10 protein-coding genes and 1 pseudogene are annotated in these 15,968 nt (G+C 64.3%); 8 read left to right on the top strand and 3 right to left on the bottom strand.

Annotated elements, in window-relative coordinates:
* The first annotated feature begins 5 nt into the window (after positions 1 to 5).
* Together ACSVIE_RS05320 and ACSVIE_RS05315 are read left to right on the top strand one after the other, a co-directional pair.
* A complete protein-coding gene (locus tag ACSVIE_RS05320) occupies positions 6 to 1,517 on the top strand; it encodes a glycosyltransferase family 87 protein (RefSeq protein ID WP_426004979.1) in 1,512 nt (503 codons plus the stop codon).
* Positions 1,510 to 2,955, top strand: a complete 1,446-nt coding sequence (locus tag ACSVIE_RS05315) for a phytoene desaturase family protein (protein ID WP_442423237.1) — start codon at positions 1,510 to 1,512, stop codon at positions 2,953 to 2,955. Before ACSVIE_RS05320 ends, ACSVIE_RS05315 begins: the two co-directional genes overlap by 8 nt.
* Here the strand turns inward: ACSVIE_RS05315 and ACSVIE_RS05310 are convergent.
* Entirely contained in the window at positions 2,952 to 3,557 is a 606-nt protein-coding gene (locus ACSVIE_RS05310; protein ID WP_442423236.1) for an NAD(P)-dependent oxidoreductase, read from the bottom strand. The two genes, ACSVIE_RS05315 and ACSVIE_RS05310, sit on opposite strands and share 4 nt — an antisense overlap.
* An 84-nt stretch (positions 3,558 to 3,641) precedes the next feature.
* Here ACSVIE_RS05310 and ACSVIE_RS05305 point away from each other — a divergent pair, with 84 nt between their 5' ends.
* The gene (locus tag ACSVIE_RS05305) at positions 3,642 to 4,037 is read left to right on the top strand and encodes a winged helix-turn-helix transcriptional regulator (protein WP_426004976.1); all 396 of its coding nucleotides are present in this window, start codon (positions 3,642 to 3,644) and stop codon (positions 4,035 to 4,037) included.
* 48 nt (positions 4,038 to 4,085) lie between these two features.
* Here the strand turns inward: ACSVIE_RS05305 and ACSVIE_RS05300 are convergent, their stop codons facing one another.
* Positions 4,086 to 4,784 (bottom strand): ABC transporter ATP-binding protein, encoded by a 699-nt coding sequence (locus ACSVIE_RS05300; RefSeq protein ID WP_442423235.1) that lies wholly within the window; start codon positions 4,782 to 4,784, stop codon positions 4,086 to 4,088.
* Positions 4,785 to 4,807: 23 nt separating this feature from the next.
* Positions 4,808 to 5,884, bottom strand: coding sequence for an ABC transporter permease (locus tag ACSVIE_RS05295; protein ID WP_442423234.1), 1,077 nt, complete (start codon positions 5,882 to 5,884; stop codon positions 4,808 to 4,810).
* A gap of 194 nt (positions 5,885 to 6,078) precedes the next feature.
* Between ACSVIE_RS05295 and ACSVIE_RS05290 the strand changes: the two are divergent.
* The 5 genes and pseudogenes from ACSVIE_RS05290 to ACSVIE_RS05270 all read left to right on the top strand — a co-directional run bounded on the left by ACSVIE_RS05290 (position 6,079) and on the right by ACSVIE_RS05270 (position 15,880).
* A pseudogene (locus ACSVIE_RS05290) lies at positions 6,079 to 7,370 on the top strand (sensor histidine kinase).
* Positions 7,367 to 8,023: a response regulator gene (locus ACSVIE_RS05285; RefSeq protein WP_442423233.1), complete on the top strand. Its 657-nt coding sequence runs from the start codon at positions 7,367 to 7,369 to the stop codon at positions 8,021 to 8,023. Before ACSVIE_RS05290 ends, ACSVIE_RS05285 begins: the two are co-directional and overlap by 4 nt.
* Positions 8,024 to 8,207: 184 nt before the next feature.
* A complete protein-coding gene (locus ACSVIE_RS05280) occupies positions 8,208 to 12,053 on the top strand; it encodes an NPCBM/NEW2 domain-containing protein (protein ID WP_442423232.1) in 3,846 nt (1,281 codons plus the stop codon).
* Positions 12,054 to 12,171: 118 nt separating this feature from the next.
* Positions 12,172 to 14,154 (top strand): penicillin-binding transpeptidase domain-containing protein, encoded by a 1,983-nt coding sequence (locus tag ACSVIE_RS05275; protein WP_442423231.1) that lies wholly within the window; start codon positions 12,172 to 12,174, stop codon positions 14,152 to 14,154.
* A gap of 43 nt (positions 14,155 to 14,197) precedes the next feature.
* Positions 14,198 to 15,880: an ABC-F family ATP-binding cassette domain-containing protein gene (locus ACSVIE_RS05270; protein ID WP_426004968.1), complete on the top strand. Its 1,683-nt coding sequence runs from the start codon at positions 14,198 to 14,200 to the stop codon at positions 15,878 to 15,880.
* The last annotated feature ends 88 nt before the right edge of the window (positions 15,881 to 15,968 follow it).

The following is a 15,968-nucleotide window of genomic DNA, read 5'->3' as shown; positions in this document are numbered from 1 at the left end:
GACTCATGCAGGAGACGAGGCCGCGCCGGCAAAGTAAACGTGCAGGCTTTGTGGTCCCCAGCCGGAATGATTCCCTGCTGCGCAACTTCACTGAGCTCGTGGGCGGTCCCCTGGGCAGGCACACGTCGCCGGGAAGGATCTCTCCCGGTCCGTTCACTGTTGAACGCGTCCTGATCGTCCTCACCGTCATCGCCGCCCTGCTTGCCATCCTGGCCAAGGATTACTGCAGGACCAACGGTTGGCAGACACCCAGCCAGTTCTATGCCACGTGCTACTCGGACTTCCCGGAGCTCTTCCGCAACCGTGGCCTGGGCGATGGTGCTTTTCCGTTCCTCACTCCTGACGCCCTGTTCGAATACCCCGTGCTTATGGGACTCATCGCGGGAGCTACGGCGTTGCTGGTCCCCGGCCAAGGAGTCAGCAACGAACGCATCCTGGGCTACTTCGATGTCAACGCCACCTCGATTGTTGCGGTGTGGATCATCACCGTTCTCCTGACTGCCCGCATGAACAGGCGCAGGCCGTGGGACGCCGCCATGGTTGCTGTGGCGCCGGGCATCATCCTGGCCGGATTCATTAACTGGGATATGTGGGCTGTGGCGCTCCTGGCCCTGGCCATGTACTTCTTTTCCCGCGACAAAGCGGTCCTGGCTGGTATCTGCATCGGTCTCGGCACGGCAACCAAGCTCTACCCCGTGCTGATCCTGGGGGCGGTCCTCGTGCTGGCCCTAAGGAGCGGGCGGATCAAGACCTTCCTGGTGACCACCGCTTCCGCGCTGGCGGCGTGGTTGGCGGTCAACCTGCCCTTCGCCGCCATGAACCCCGCCGGATGGCGGTACTTTTTCGAGTTCACCCAGGACAGGCCGGCGGGGTACAGCTCACCATGGTTCGCCTACAACCTGATTGCCGAGCGGCTCCAATGGGTGCAACTGAACGCGCTCACCATCAACGCCCTCGCCCTGAACCTGTTCGTCCTGGCGTGTGCCCTGATTGCCGTCCTTGCCCTCGTGGCTCCACGCAGGCCCCGGCTTGCGCAACTGGCCTTCCTGATCGTGGCCGCCTTTATCCTGACCAACAAGGTGTACTCGCCCCAATTCGTCATCTGGCTGATCCCCTTGCTGGCACTGGCAAGGCCCCGGTGGCGGGACTTCCTGATCTGGCAGGCAGCAGAAGGGCTGCACTGGGCGGCCATCTGGATGTATCTCGGCCAGGCAACCAGCGGAGGGGCAGCCCAGCACAACATCGACATGTCCGCCTACGTCATGGCCGTGCTGGTTCATATGGCGGCTACGGCCTACCTCATGGTCCGCGTGGTCATCGACATCTGGGACCCCTCGCAGGATCCCCTGCGGTCTTCGGGCGACGATGACCCGCACGGCGGTCCGTTCGCCGGAACACGGGATTGGTTGAGAATCGACCTGTTCCGCCCCACCGCCTCCATTCTTCCCTGGCGCAAACAGGAAGTATCCGTCCCACCCGAAGCACCCCCTGCAAAGGAGGTCGGCCGCCATGGCTGATGTCGCCGTCGTCGGATCCGGTCCCAACGGTCTTGCCGCTGCGGTGGTGATGGCCCGGGCAGGCCTGGACGTGCAGCTGTATGAGGCAGCGGACACGATCGGCGGTGGGTCGCGCACCAGTGAACTGATGGAGCCGGGATACCTGCATGATGTCTGCTCGGCGGTGCATCCCATGGCGCTGGTGTCGCCCTTCTTCCGCGACTTCGAGCTCGCGCGGCGGGTGGAACTGATCGTGCCCGAAGTCCAGCACGGCGTGCCGCTGGACGTAGGTGGTGCCGCTGTTGCCTACCAATCCCTGGTCCGCACGGTGATGGAACTGGGCGTCGACGGACCCGCCTACCGCCGCCTTATCGAGCCGCTGCTTGCGCGCGTGGATGGCGTAGTGGACTTTACGTCCAACAAGCTGCTGCGGATCCCCAAGGATCCGATCGCCGCTCTCAAGTTCGGACTCGCGACGCTGGACCAGGGTACGCCGGTGTGGAACCGGCGGTTCAAGGAGACTGCCGCTCCCGCGCTGCTGACCGGTGTCATGTCCCATGCGCTCGGGTCGCAACCCTCGCTGAGCTCCACCGGCGCCGGACTGATGCTCAGCATCCTTGCCCACGCGGGAGGATGGGCTGTGCCCGTAGGCGGATCACAGTCCATTGCCCAGGCCATGGCCGACGATCTTGTTGCCCATGGGGGGACCATCCATACCGGCCAGCGGATAGACTCCCTGGACCAGGTCCGGCCAGCGAAGGCGATCCTGCTGGATGTTGCCCCACCGACGCTGCTGCGCTTGGGAGGGGCGGAAATCCCGGACCGATACAGGCGCTCACTTGAAGCATTCCGTTTTGGGAATGCAGCGTGCAAGGTGGACTACATCCTGTCCGAGCCGGTTCCGTGGTTGGCGCCCGAGCTCCGGAAGGCCGGTACGGTGCACGTCGGCGGATCGCGCCGGTCGATGGCGGAGTCGGAAAACCAGGTTGATCTTGGGATGCACCCGGATGAACCCTACGTCCTGGTTTCACAGCCCTCGTTGGTGGACTCATCCCGGGCTCCGGCCGGAAAACAGATCCTGTGGACCTACTGCCACGTGCCTGCCGGATCCACGGTGGACATGGCCGAGGCCGTGACGAACCGCATCGAGCGCTACGCTCCCGGTTTCCGGGACGTTGTGGTGCGGTCCAAAACCACGACGGCGGCGGAGATGGCCGAATACAACGAGAACTATGTGGGTGGGGATTTCAGCGCGGGAATCATGGACATGCCGGGGCTGCTCCGGCGGCCCGTGGTGTCACTGGTTCCGTGGCGGACGCCGCTGCGGGGCGTCTACCTGTGTTCTTCTTCCACCCCGCCAGGGCCGGGAGTGACGGGAATGCCCGGGTATCACGCCGCCGAATATGCCTTGAAAGACATATTCGGCAAGCGCGTACCAGGGCTGGGCGTTGGCAGTTAGTTCGCCGCGGTGAAGCGTGCCCGGCGGTGTGCCGGGCTTTCGATCTCGTCCAGCATGGCCACAGCGTAGTCCTGCGACGAGATGGCGTTCCCTGCAGGAGTGTCCTTGGCGACCTTGTACTCGCCGGTGCGCTCACCAGGCTGGATCAGGGGTGCAGGTGCCAGTACGGTCCAGTCCAGGGCCTCGGGTGCCTGCCGGACGATCTCCAGGGCCTTGGCACCCGTTGTTGCTTCCGCCTTGTAGGCCTCGGGGAAATCCGGAGAGTCAAGGAGCCGGACGCCGTCGATCTCCAGGGTTCCTGCGCCGCCGACGATCATCAGCCGGGTTCCTTCGGCATTGCTGTAGGCCGTGGCCATGGCGTTCAGCCACTCTGCATGGTCACCGCCGGTGCGGCTGGGGCCCGTAGCCAGCACAACGACGTCGTGGTTTTTCGCGATGGAGGAGAAGACCTGGGCGTCGGACTGGTCGGCTGCCTTTGCCGTTGCTCCGGCCACCTCGGTGCCCTTGCGTGAAATGGCGGTGACCTCGTGGCCGCGGGTCAGGGATTCCTTGACGATCTGGCTGCCGACCATGCCGGTTGCCCCGTAGACTGCGATCTTCATAGCTGCTCCTTTGGGTTGGTATCCTTGATGTAGTTCAAAGGTATCTATTTGATACTGATAGCTTCAAAGGAACCCAGTTACCTGATGGAAACCAACCTCCCCGCCAACGTCCTTGACCCCAACTGCCCTTCCCGCGTGATCTTCCAGCGCATCGGCGACAAGTGGGCCTCCCTGGTCATCCAGGTGCTGGGGGCCGGGCCTGTCCGGTTCTCGGAGTTGCGCAAGATGGTCAACGTTGTCACTCCCAAGGTGCTGACGCAGACGCTCCGGGCGTTGGAACGGGACGGCTTGATCACGCGCACTGTCTACGCCCAGGTTCCGCCGCGGGTAGATTACCAGCTGACTCCGCTGGGCCAGTCCTTGCTGGAGCCGTTGCGCCTGCTGCGTGAATGGGCCGAAAGCCACGTGCCCAGCATCCTCGAAGCCCGTGACGCCTACGACGAAGCCCAGGACGACGCACTGCTCCCCGAACCCAACTGAGTCGCATTTGTGCGCGTTTTGAGCGGTCTAAACGCGCTTAAGTGCGACTCAGTTGGGTTGTGGGGCGGGGGTCAGGGCAGGGCTGATCCGTCCGTCGCTCATGGTCGCAACAGAATCCGTCAGGGGTAAGAAGCCCGTGTCGTGAGTGACCATCACCGTTGCTGTTGAGAAGTCGTCAGTGATGCGCCGAAGCAGCCGCACGATCGACTCGCTGCGCTCGTGATCCAGTGCCGCGGTCGGCTCATCCACCAGCAGGACGGACGGGCTGCCCATCAGCGCCCGGGCAATGTTGACGCGTTGGCGCTGCCCTCCTGACAGCTGGTGCGGCTTCTTGCCTGCAGCGCCGCCCAAACCCACGACGTCCAGCAGATCCTCCGCCTTCCGGCGCCCCTGCCGCGGCGGGATGCCCCGCAGGTGACAGTGGATCAGCAACTGCTCGACGGCGGTCAGTGACGGCAGGAGGTTGGGTTGCTGGAAGATGATGCCCACCTTCTCCCGGCGCAGGGCAGCCCTTTCGGCTTCCTTGAGGCCGGTGACCTCCTGCCCGTCGATGATGACAGACCCTGAGCTTGGTTTGATGAGGGTCGCTGCCACCGCGAGGAGGGAGGACTTTCCCGATCCGGACGGACCGACAAGCGAGAGGAACATGCTGCTGCCGACTGTCAGGTTTACCGCATTCAGGGCGGTCAGCGTGGATTCGCCGTCCGGGTATTCGAGGCTGACATTTACGAGTTGGAGGGAGCTCATGTGTATTCCTTTCCGGGAATTCTTTAGTTGCCGCCGAGTGCAAGCAATGGGTCGATACGGGTGACACGACGGACTGCGAGGACGGACCCGAGCAGGCCCAGGACGATGATTCCGAGCACGGGCAGGACGGTGGTGAAGGGTGTCAGGAGGAAGGGCGCTGCCTGCACGGCGGCGAGTCCTCCCGCCAGCCCCAGCACTCCACCTGTCACAGACCCGGCCAGCAGAACCACCACCGCTTGGGCCAACGCGTCGCGCAGGACGTAACCGGACGAGCCGCCAAGAGCCCGGAGTACCGCGATGTCGCGCGTGCGCTGCACCGTCCACACAGTGAGGAACGCGACGATCACCAGGGCGGATATGCCGTGCAGAAATGCCTGCATGAGCATGAGTGATCCGTTCTCGCTCTTGTAGCTGGCCAGGGCCTGGAATGACGCAACAGGGTCGGCGCTGACCGTGCCGGCCGCCACATTGGCGGCGTCGGTATCCAAGGAGGTACCGCCGTCGTGGGTTACTCCCAGGACCGTGGCCTTGCCCGGTGCCGCGTGGGCAATGGTCCGCCAATCCCCCAGCGTGGTCCACACCACGGAGGTATGTGAATACCACTGGTCTTCCACCACGCTGGAGACGGTGAGGTGCAGGCCGCCCACCTGGACCCGGCTGCCTTCCCGCAGGTCCAGTTCGCGGGCAACGCCCTCGCCGATCACCGCGGTTCCTTCCTGCACCCGCGGGCCAAGCGAGCCGCCGAAGACTGCCACGTTCGCCGTTCCCGTTGCCGCGCCGTCCGCGGCCAGGGACTGGAACCGTGACTGGCTGATGCCGAGCTCCTGGACGGAAGCCACCCCCGGCTGCTCCCGCCAGGTGGTGAGCTGGCCGGTGGAGACCTCGGACTCGGTGAAGGACGCCTTGGGCTCCCCGCCGGCAGGGGCTCCGAACACGATCTGCTGCACCGGCAGAGCGGCGATGGCGGACGTGGACTGGTTGGCAAGCCCCGCCGTCAACCCGGAGAGCATGACGAGCAACAGGGTGATGAGGGCGATCACGCCGCCCATGAGTACGAAACGTCCTCTCGCGAAGCGGATGTCGCGGATGGCTAGAAACATCGGATTCCTTTGGTTCAACCCGGGCTTGTCCCGGCCCTTTCCACTCTTCCGGCCAGCACTCCCGGGCACATCGGGAGCGGGATGGATTGGGCCGGGACAAGGGGTTGAGGGTGCCGTCAACCGAATGGTTGATTCCGGCTGGAGGGCGGGGAATTCCGTCCCGCGCGGTGCGCGCCGCGGATACGCTGGAAGGCGTGCAGGACCAACCCAAGCCCGACGCCCGGGAGACGCCCACCGGTGCGATTCTCCGCGTCCTCCGTGTGAGCTTGCATGTGGGATTTGCCGTCCTGTTGCTGGTGGCCGTGGTCCGGCTGTTGCTGGGAGCCGGCGGCAGCAGGACACCGCTGTCCTTGGGTGCGGGCCTTGTGCTGTCCGGCGCGTTGGCCTTGGTGTATCTTGCCGGGACTTTCCTTGAGAAGCGCCACGCCAACTCCCCCGATGCGTTTGATCCCGCTCCGTACGCGCGCTGGTGGCTGGCCGCGGTAACGCTTCTGTGGCTGCTGCTCCTGTTGGTCAGCAGCGACTTTGCCTGGGTCGCCTTCCCCCTGTTTTTCCTGCAGCTGCATGTGCTGCCGCGCCTGGTGGCGCTGCCGGTCATTGCGGCGTGCACCTTCTTGCTGATCGGGGCGCTCTGGTTCCATGGACAGGGATCGGCCGACGGCGGACTGCAGCTTGCGATGGTACTCGGGCCTGTGTTCGGGGCCGGGTTCGCCGTGGTCACCGGCATGGCCTACGGAGCCTTGTTCCGCGAGGCCGAAACGCAGAGAAGGGTTGCCGGAGAACTGCTCCGGACCCGCGCCGAACTTGCGCGGACGCAGCATGAGGCAGGCATGGTGGCGGAGCGGGAGCGTCTGGCCCGGGAAATCCACGACACCCTGGCCCAGGGCTTCTCAAGCATCGTCCTGATGGGCAGGTCGGTCGGGAAAGCCATGGACGCCGGCGACCTCGAGTCGGCGAAGGGCCTGCTCAAGGTCGTCCAGGAACGGCATCCGCCAACCTGGCCGAGGCCCGCAGCTTCGTGCGCGGCTTGCGATCGCCCGACCTCGCGGAGTCCGGGCTGGTGGCCACCCTGCGCGGACTGTGCGAAAAGACGGAAACCGAGGCTGCCGCCAGGGGAACAACAATGCGTGTCCGGTTTCAGCTGGTGGGTGCCCCTGTTGACCTCCCGAACGCCTTCCAAACCACCCTGTTGCGGGCCGCGCAGGCCTCCCTCGCCAACGTGTGGAAGCATGCGCAGGCGCGTGCCGCCGTCGTGACCTTGTCCTTTCTTGAATCCGAGGTGACCTTGGACGTGTTTGACGACGGCGTCGGTTTTGAACCCTCGACGGCGGCCCATGCGGTGCGTGGCGACGGTAGCGGCGTCGGGCTTTCCGGCCTGCGCGAGCGGCTTGCGGCGCTGAACGGGAGCCTGGAGGTGGAGTCGGCGCCGGGTGAGGGGACCGTGGTCGCAGCCCGGCTGCCCCTTCCCGAGGAGGATGCCCAGTGAACGAAATCCGGATTCTGTTGGTGGACGATCACCCTGTAGTGCGGGCTGGTCTCCGTGCGATGCTGGCGGATTTTCCCGGGGTCACCGTAGTGGCCGAGGCTGCTGACGGAGACGCTGCGCTTGCCCACCTCGTGCGGCTGGGCAGCCTGGGTGAACCCGTTGACCTGGTGCTCATGGACTTGCAGATGGGGCAGGGCATGGACGGGGTGACGGCCACGGGGAAGATCAAGGCCGGGGAGGCCGGGACTCCCCCGCCACCTGTCCTGATCCTGACCACCTATGACACCGATGCCGACATCCTCGCAGCCGTCGAGGCCGGCGCGAGCGGCTACATGCTCAAGGACGCTCCGCCCGAGCAGCTCCGCCAGGCCGTACTGCAGGCGGCCGCCGGGCAAACCGCGTTGGCGCCCGAAGTCGCCGCGAAACTCATGGGCAGGATACGGAATCCGTCGCCGGCCTTGAGCGGCCGCGAGGTGGAATTGCTGGAGTTGCTGGCTACGGGCATGAGCAACCGGGCCATCGCCAAGCAACTGTTCATTTCAGAGGCCACAGTGAAGACCCACCTGGTGCACATCTACGCCAAGCTTGGCGTGGACAACAGGACAGCCGCAATCGCCGTGGCGACGCAGCGCAGGATCATCCGCGGGCATTGACCCCCACCCTCCCAACTGGGTCGCACTTGTGCACGTTTTGAGCCGTCATAACGCGCACTAATGCGACTCAGTTGGGTGCGAATTTAGGTGAAACGGTTGACCTTTCGCCTTCAAGCAGTGACGATTAGTGCACGTTTCGCTATGAGTTAGATCACAAACTATCACTCGTCGAAAGTTGGCACCCATGTCCGCACCCCTCAAGGGCTTATCCGGCGCTGCGCCCAACAGCCCACGATGCGCCCCGCTTCCGTTCCTCAGGAAGGCCGCGTCAATCGGCTTGGCAACGCTGCTGCTGGCCGGAACCATCCCCACCCTGGGCTTCACACCGGCCGCGGCCGCCCCAGGCGCCCCGGCAGCGATCAAACCCGTCACTCCTGAAGTCCCCGTTGATTCCGCGGGAGTACCCCTCGGGGCGGTGACCGGATACACCCAGGCGGGAAACGTCGTCGAGCTTTCAGCCGAAAAGGGTGCGATCCGCGTGACGTTCCTCGATGACGGGAACTTCCGCCTGGAGGCCGACCCCAGCGGCACGTTCACCGACCCTGCCAATACTGACCAAGGCGACCCGGCCCGGACCGCGAACATCGTGGTCGGCAAGGACAAGTTCCCGGGCGCTAACCCAGAGGTGACCGACGGCGACTGGATTGTCCTCAAGACGGCCAGGATCAGTGTCCAAATCAACAAGGCCACTACCCGGTTCCGTGTTGTGAGGGCGGACGGATCTTTGGTGCTGCAGGAAACCGCGCCCATCACATTTGGGGCGACCACGGCAACGCAGCACCTGGCCCAACAGGACGGTGAACAGTTCATCGGCGGCGGCATGCAAAACGGCCGTTCCGTCCACACCGGGGCCCTGATCAACATCGCCAGGAACTTCGACTGGGATGACGACGGCTACCCCAATGCCGTCCCCTACTACATGTCTTCCAAGGGCTACGGCGTCCTGCGCAACACCTTCGCGCGCGGTTCCTACAACTTCGCCGGCCAGCCCACCACCACGCACGAGGAAAAGCGGTTCGACGCCTACTACTTCGTGGGCGACTACAAACAGTCCCTCGGGGCCTACACCACGCTGACCGGCAAGCCGATGATGCCCCCGGTCTACGCGCTGGAATACGGCGATGCGGACTGCTACAACCGGTCGAACACGGGCTACTCCTCCTCAGGCTACGGCGATCCCGACGGAGCCAAGCAACGCACTCCGGATGCCATCAAAACCGCGCGGAAGTTCGTGGAAAACGACATGCCGGCCGGATGGATGCTGGTCAATGACGGTTACGGCTGCGAATATCAGCAACTCCCGGAAACCGTGGACAACATCGAGGAAGAGACTGACCTGAAAGTTGGCCTCTGGACCCAGCGTTCCCTGACCAACCAGGAATACGAGGTAGGCGAGGCCGGTGTCCGCCTCCGCAAGCTGGACGTCGCGTGGGTGGGCCAGGGCTACCGCCAGGCGCTCACCGGATGCGAAGCCGCCCACAGCGGAATAGAGCAATACTCGAACGCGCGCGGCACCTCGCTGATGGTTGAAGGCTGGGCAGGTTCCCAGCGGTGCGGCATGCAGTGGACCGGTGACCATTCAGGAAACCTCGACGCCGTCCGCTGGCAGGTCCCGGCACTCACCGGAGCCGGGAACTCGGGTCTGGCATTCTCCACGGGCGATGTCGACGGAATTTTCGGCGGCTCACCGGAGTCTTACGTGCGCGATCTCCAGTGGAAAGCCTTCGCTCCTGCGCTGTACTCCATGTCCGGATGGGCCGCGACTGACAAGCGTCCGTGGTTGTACGGCGAGGAAGCAACCTCGATCAACCGCCATTACCTGCAACTCCGCCAGCAGCTCATGCCGTTTATCTACAGCCTGGCGCAGGAGTCTTCCACCACAGGCGTTTCCATGATGCGCTCCATGGCGCTCGAGTTCCCGGACCAGGAATGGTCCTACGGCGCGGAGGCCAACAACCAGTTCATGCTCGGATCGGACTTCCTGGTCGCTCCGGTTTTCACCCAGACAGATGTCCGCAACGGAATATTCCTGCCGGCAGGCCGGCAGTGGGTGGACTACTGGTCCGGCAAGCTGTACCAAGGCGGCCAGATCCTCAACGGCTATGACGCACCCTTGGACAAACTTCCTGTCTTCGTGCGGGCGGGCGCGGTGATCCCGCAAGGCATCGTGGCCAGGAATGCTTCCCTGGTTCCCGAAGATTCCATGATCACGCTGGACGTCTATGCCCAGGGCAAGGACAGTTTCACCCTCTACGAAGACGACAAGGTCACCCGGGAATACAAAGAGGGCAAGTCCTCAAGCCAACTCTTCGAGGTGGACGCCCCGGGCAAGGGCAACAGCAGCGTGAAGATTTCCATCGGCGAACGGAAGGGCGACTACACCGGCAAGGCAGCAGCCCGCCCCTACCAACTCAAGGTCCACGCCGGTGCTGCACCCAAGGAGGTGAAGATCGGCGGCGCGAAGCTCACGCAGCTCAGCACCAAGGAGGCGTTTGACGCGGCAAACGCCGGCTGGTTCTTCGACGAATCCACCAACGGCATCGTGTGGGTGAAGACCGGAACCATCGCATCAAACCAGTCCGCGACAGTCCAGCTGCAGCAGGCCGGCCCGCTGGGTGGAAACAGCCAGGACGCGGTTGCGGCCGAAGTCCGCGTTACCACCGGGCAGCAGGTCTTCCAGGATCAGCAGACCACGGTGACAGCCGAATTCGTGAATACCGGCGCCAAGGCCAAGACCACCGTGGAACTGGCTCCGGTCCTTCCCGAAGGTTGGACCGTCATTTCCTCCGCCGGGACGACGGCGGCCACGGTGGAGCCCGGACAGACGGCAACCGCAACGTTCGTCGTCTCACCCGGCTCCAGCGCGAAGGCGGGTCAACAGACCGTGCGGGTGTCGGCGTCGTACTCTGCTGCCGACTCAACCACACAGACGGTGACCGGAGGCAACTCCCTCTACGTGGCTTATGGGTCACTGGCCGCGGCCTACAACACCGTCTCGGTCACCACCGTGGCGGGCAAGGCGCTCGGAAACTTCGACGGCGGTGGCGCCACCTTCGCGGCCGAACAGCTGGCTGCCGCACCGGTACCGTCGGGCGGCGTCCGGCCAGGCAGCACGGTGACGGTGGATGCGGGGAAGCCCACCCAGGTTGATTACACATGGCCGTCCGTTGGGCCGGATGTACCCAATTCGGTAGCACTCTCCGCCCAGACCATCGCGGTCAAGGGCAAGGGAACGCACTTGGCTGTGCTGGGCTCGGCAGCCGTCGGCAACGGCACCAGTCCCGAGCTGACCTTGACATATGCCGATGGGAGCATGGAAAAGCAGTCCGTCTTCTTCCCCAACTGGCTGCAACCTTCAGTCCTGAACGGTGCCGTGGTGGCGGTCTCTGAGCAGGGCCGCAACAATGCCAACGGACCATCTCCCGAGTACACGCAGTACAAGTACCAGGCCTTCTCGAACACGGTCCGGCTCAACCCCACCAAGGAACTGGCCTCGGTCACGCTGCCCACGGACACACGCGTGAAATTCTTCGACTGGAAGGTGGTTTCCCAGCCGCTGCCGGATGTTCCGCGAGGTTCCGTGTACGCCTCGGAAACGCCTTGGGTGCAAGCCATTAACGGCTATGGCGTGATCGGCAAGAACGTGGCGAACAAGGACAGCGCATCATCCCCGGACAAGCCGCTCGCCATCAACTACACCGATCCCGCCACAGGCCAACAGCCCGTCTTCACCAAGGGCCTGGGTGTGCACGCGGCCTCGAAAATCACGTATTACCTGGGTGGAAAGTGCACATCGTTCACGTCCCAGGTGGGCTTGGAGAGCGGTTTTGGCGGCAACATCATCTTCAAGGTCAATACCGACGGCGTGAACAAGTACCAGTCGCGGACCTATACTCCCGGTTTTGCGCCCGAGTCCGTGAAGGTGGACCTGTCCGGCGCAGCGTACGTGGAGCTGGTGGTTGATCCCTCCGGTTCCATCAACGGGGCACACGGCGTATGGGGTGATGCCAGGTTCACCTGCGCGCCCTAGCTGATTCCCTGGCCCTCCGGCCCGCAGCATCGTTGACCACGGCTGCGGGCCGGCGGCGTCCCGTCCGGGGTGTGGGCGCAGCAGGAAACTGTCAGGGGAACCCGGCATAATGTCGCAAATGGGGAAACTTAGGAATCTGGTCCTTGGACTCGTGGCGCTGGTGATGGCTGGATCGCTGGCTGCGTGCGACGACGGCCGTTCAGGAGCGGAGAGCGCTGCCCGGCAGCTCGCGTCCGCCCTGGAAGCGCTCGACGTCGGGCAGCTCGCCGTGGAAGGCACGGACGCTGCCGCAGCCAACGAGGAACTTAAAGCAGTATTGGGAGGCTTGGATGCCAAGCCGTCTGTCCAGTCCGGTGACGTAAAACTCGACGGCGACACCGCCACGTTCCCCCTCAACTACAGCTGGAATATCGGTTCCACCACGTGGGACTACAGCCTGGACGCCACGCTCAGGAAATCCGGTGACAAGTGGGCGGTCCAATGGAGCCCCCGCCTGCTGGCTCCTGACCTGGGTGATGGCGAAACCCTCTCCGTCAAAACCGTCCCGGCCCAGCGGGGACAGATCCTCGGTGCAGGGGATGCTCCTATTGTGGAGGACCGCCCGGTCTTCCGCGTGGGAATAGATAAGACGAAGGTGCCGGCCGAACAAGCGGATGCCTCGGCACGGGCCATGGCTGCGCTGCTGGGGTTGGACGTTGAGGAGTACGCCAAGCAGGTAGCTGCCTCCGGTCCCCAGGCGTTCGTAGAAGGCATCGTCCTCCGTGCTTACACAGCCGAGATCACGGAGGCCAGGATCAAGGCCATTCCCGGCGGCGTCAGCATCCTTGATTCCATGGCACTGGCTCCCACCCGGACCTTTGCCCGGGCCCTTCTGGGCAGCGTTGGCCAAGCCAGTGCGGAGCAGATTGAGAAGTCCAACGGTGCGCTGCGGGCCGGTGACGCCACAGGAACGGGAGGCCTGCAGCAGAAGTACGACTCCCTGCTCCGGGGCAAGGATGGCGTTGAGGTTGTTGCCACCGCCAAGCCCGCGTCCGAAGGCGCAGAGTCCCAAACCAAGGTGCTGTTCTCCACAGCCGCTGAAGCCGGCACAACGCTCAAGACCACACTGGACATCGAGCTCCAGCAACTTGCCGAGCAAACACTGGCAGGGGTGGAGCCTGCATCCGCCATCGTCGCCATCAAGCCGTCCACCGGGGCTGTGCTCGCTGCCGCCTCCGGGCCGGGAAGCAACGGCTACAACACGGCCATGCTCGGCCAGTACGCTCCCGGTTCCACCTTCAAGATCGTGGATTCGCTGGCCATGTTCCGCAACGGCGCCACACCGGACTCCAAGGTAGAGTGCCCGTCCACACTGACCGTGGACGGCCGGACCTTCAAGAACGCCGAGGGCTACCCCGAAAGTTCGCTGGGTTCCGTTGCCCTCCGGGATGCGTTCGCCCACTCCTGCAACACCGCTTTCATCAATGCCCGTACCACCGTCTCCCAGGACCAGCTTGAATCCGCCGCCCTGGCATTGGGCGTGGCGGTGGAAGCGCCAAAACTTGGGGCCGATGCCTTCCTGGGATCCGTCCCGGCCGAAGCCGAGGGCACAGAACATGCCGCTTCCATGATCGGTCAGGGCAAGGTTCTGTTCTCCCCGCTTTCGGCAGCGGTCATGGCTGCTTCGGTGGCCAACGGAGCGCCCGTGTCACCGCAGCTCGTCCTGAACGCCGATGCTGCAAGTACGCAAACACAGAACCCCGACCCCGGTACCGCCCCTGCGGAAGGCGGCACCGCATCGCCGTCGTCCGCTGCTGCTACGGTTCCGGCCTCACCAGCCTCAACCACCCCGATCACCAAGGAAGAAGCCGCAGGATTGGCGGACATGATGCGGGCAGTGGTGACCTCAGGGCACGCCGGCTTCCTCGCCGAGGTCCCCGGGGCACCGGTCGGTGCGAAGACGGGCACTGCGGAGTTCGGCAACGAAAACCCGCCAAAAACCCATGCGTGGATCGTGGCAACCCATGGGGACCTCGCAGTTGCAGTGTTCGTAGAGGACGGCGGCCTGGGTGCCACTACCAGCGGTCCTTTGCTGAAGCAGTTCCTGACAGCAGCCGGCTGACAGGCGTTCGGTGGGCTGAGAGCCTGCATGGGAAGATGGGGCAGTGGCCCATATTGACGTTTCCGGCATCGACTACTTCCTCTCAGACGGCACCCAACTGCTGAACGGCGTGACGTTCAAGGTGCCGGACGGCACCAAGACAGCCCTGATCGGACCGAACGGCACCGGCAAAACCACGCTGTTCAAGATCATTTCGGGGGACCTCACCCCGGACGAAGGCGCCGTGGGCCGTTCCGGGAACATGGGAATCATGCGGCAGTTCGTGGGCCAGGTGCGGGACGAATCCACAGTCAGGGACCTTCTGGTTTCAACGGCGCAGCCCGGCCTGGCAGCGGCTGCAAAAGCCGTGGAGGAAGCCGAGCTCGCCATGATGGAGCGGGATGATGAGCCTACCCAGATGAAATATGCCCAGGCGATCGTGGACTGGGGCGACGCCGGCGGTTATGACGTGGAGACCGTCTGGGACGAGGTTTGCATGGCTGCCCTTGGGATCTCGTTCGACAAGGCCCAGTTCCGCCGGGCCTCCACGCTGTCCGGTGGCGAGCAGAAGCGTCTGGTCCTGGAGGCATTGTTTGCCGGACCGGATGAGTTGTTGCTGCTGGACGAACCGGACAACTACCTGGATGTCCCTGGTAAGCGCTGGCTCGAGTCCAAGCTCAATGAATCCAGGAAAACGGTGCTGTTCATCAGCCACGACCGCGAATTGTTGAACAACGCCGCAAGCCGCATCGTGACTTTGGAACCGGGGATCAATGGTGCCGGCGCATGGATCCATGGTGGCGGGTTCGGTTCCTACGTCGACGCCCGTGCCGACCGGAATGCCCGTTTTGAGGAACTCCGCAAGCGGTGGGACGAGGAGCATGTCAAGCTCAAGGAACTCGTCAACATGTACAAGAACAAGGCTGCGTTCCGTTCCGACATGGCCAACAGGTACCAGGCCGCGCAGACCCGTTTGGCCAAGTTCCTGGAGGCTGGCCCGCCGGAGGCCTTGCCCATCGAGCAGAACGTGCGGATGCGGCTCAAGGGCGGGCGTACCGCCAAGCGTGCCGTGGTTGCGGAGAAGCTCGAACTGACGGGGCTCATGAAGCCGTTCTCCACGGAAATCTGGTTTGGCGACCGCGTGGGTGTCCTGGGGTCCAACGGCTCGGGCAAGAGCCACTTCCTGCGCTTGCTCGCCACCGGCGGCACGGATCCTGAGCGGGAACACCTGCCCGTCTCGGACGTGGTGATCGCTGAGGTCCCCCACCAAGGCACCGTGAAACTGGGTGCCCGCATCCGGCCCGGGTTCTTTGCCCAGACGCACGTCCGCCCCGACCTCCTTGGCCGCACGCTGCTGGAGATCCTGCATCGGGGTGACGAGCACCGCTCCGGCCTGCCCCGGGAGGCTGCGGCCGGAGCCTTGGATTCCTACGGCCTGGCCGGTCAGTCCGAGCAGAAGTATGAGTCCCTGTCCGGTGGCCAGCAGGCGAGGTTCCAGATCCTGCTCCTGCAGCTTTCCGGTGCCACCCTCCTGCTGCTGGACGAGCCCACTGACAACCTCGACCTGCACTCCGGCGAGGCCTTGGAGCGGGCCATTGATGCGTTCGAGGGCACCGTCCTGGCGGTGACGCACGACCGCTGGTTCGCCAAGTCCTTCGACCGCTTCCTGGTGTTCGGCTCGGACGGCAAGGTGTACGAGTCGGAGGAACCGGTCTGGGACGAGAAGCGCGTGGAGCGCACCCGCTGATCCTCTCCCACATCCCGTCGTGTTTGGGCGGATCCGAAGCAGGGATGAGCAAATGATCACAGTTGGTGATCAATTGCTCAAAGCCATG

Origin of the sequence: Paenarthrobacter sp. NCHU4564 (assembly GCF_052156435.1) — a bacterium.
GTDB lineage: Bacteria > Actinomycetota > Actinomycetes > Actinomycetales > Micrococcaceae > Arthrobacter.
The sequence above is the reverse complement of the archived record's forward strand: the minus strand, read 5'-3'. Positions and strand labels throughout refer to the sequence as shown.

What these genes read in the sequence shown, in the direction of transcription:
- ACSVIE_RS05315 (WP_442423237.1), top strand. Translation starts at nt 1,510, where the DNA reads ATGGCTGATGTCGCCGTCGTCGGATCCGGTCCCAACGGTCTTGCCGCT.
- ACSVIE_RS05295 (WP_442423234.1), bottom strand. Translation starts at nt 5,884, where the DNA reads ATGTTTCTAGCCATCCGCGACATCCGCTTCGCGAGAGGACGTTTCGTA.
- ACSVIE_RS05310 (WP_442423236.1), bottom strand. Translation starts at nt 3,557, where the DNA reads ATGAAGATCGCAGTCTACGGGGCAACCGGCATGGTCGGCAGCCAGATC.
- ACSVIE_RS05280 (WP_442423232.1), top strand. Translation starts at nt 8,208, where the DNA reads ATGTCCGCACCCCTCAAGGGCTTATCCGGCGCTGCGCCCAACAGCCCA.
- ACSVIE_RS05305 (WP_426004976.1), top strand. Translation starts at nt 3,642, where the DNA reads ATGGAAACCAACCTCCCCGCCAACGTCCTTGACCCCAACTGCCCTTCC.
- ACSVIE_RS05320 (WP_426004979.1), top strand. Translation starts at nt 6, where the DNA reads ATGCAGGAGACGAGGCCGCGCCGGCAAAGTAAACGTGCAGGCTTTGTG.
- ACSVIE_RS05300 (WP_442423235.1), bottom strand. Translation starts at nt 4,784, where the DNA reads ATGAGCTCCCTCCAACTCGTAAATGTCAGCCTCGAATACCCGGACGGC.
- ACSVIE_RS05275 (WP_442423231.1), top strand. Translation starts at nt 12,172, where the DNA reads ATGGGGAAACTTAGGAATCTGGTCCTTGGACTCGTGGCGCTGGTGATG.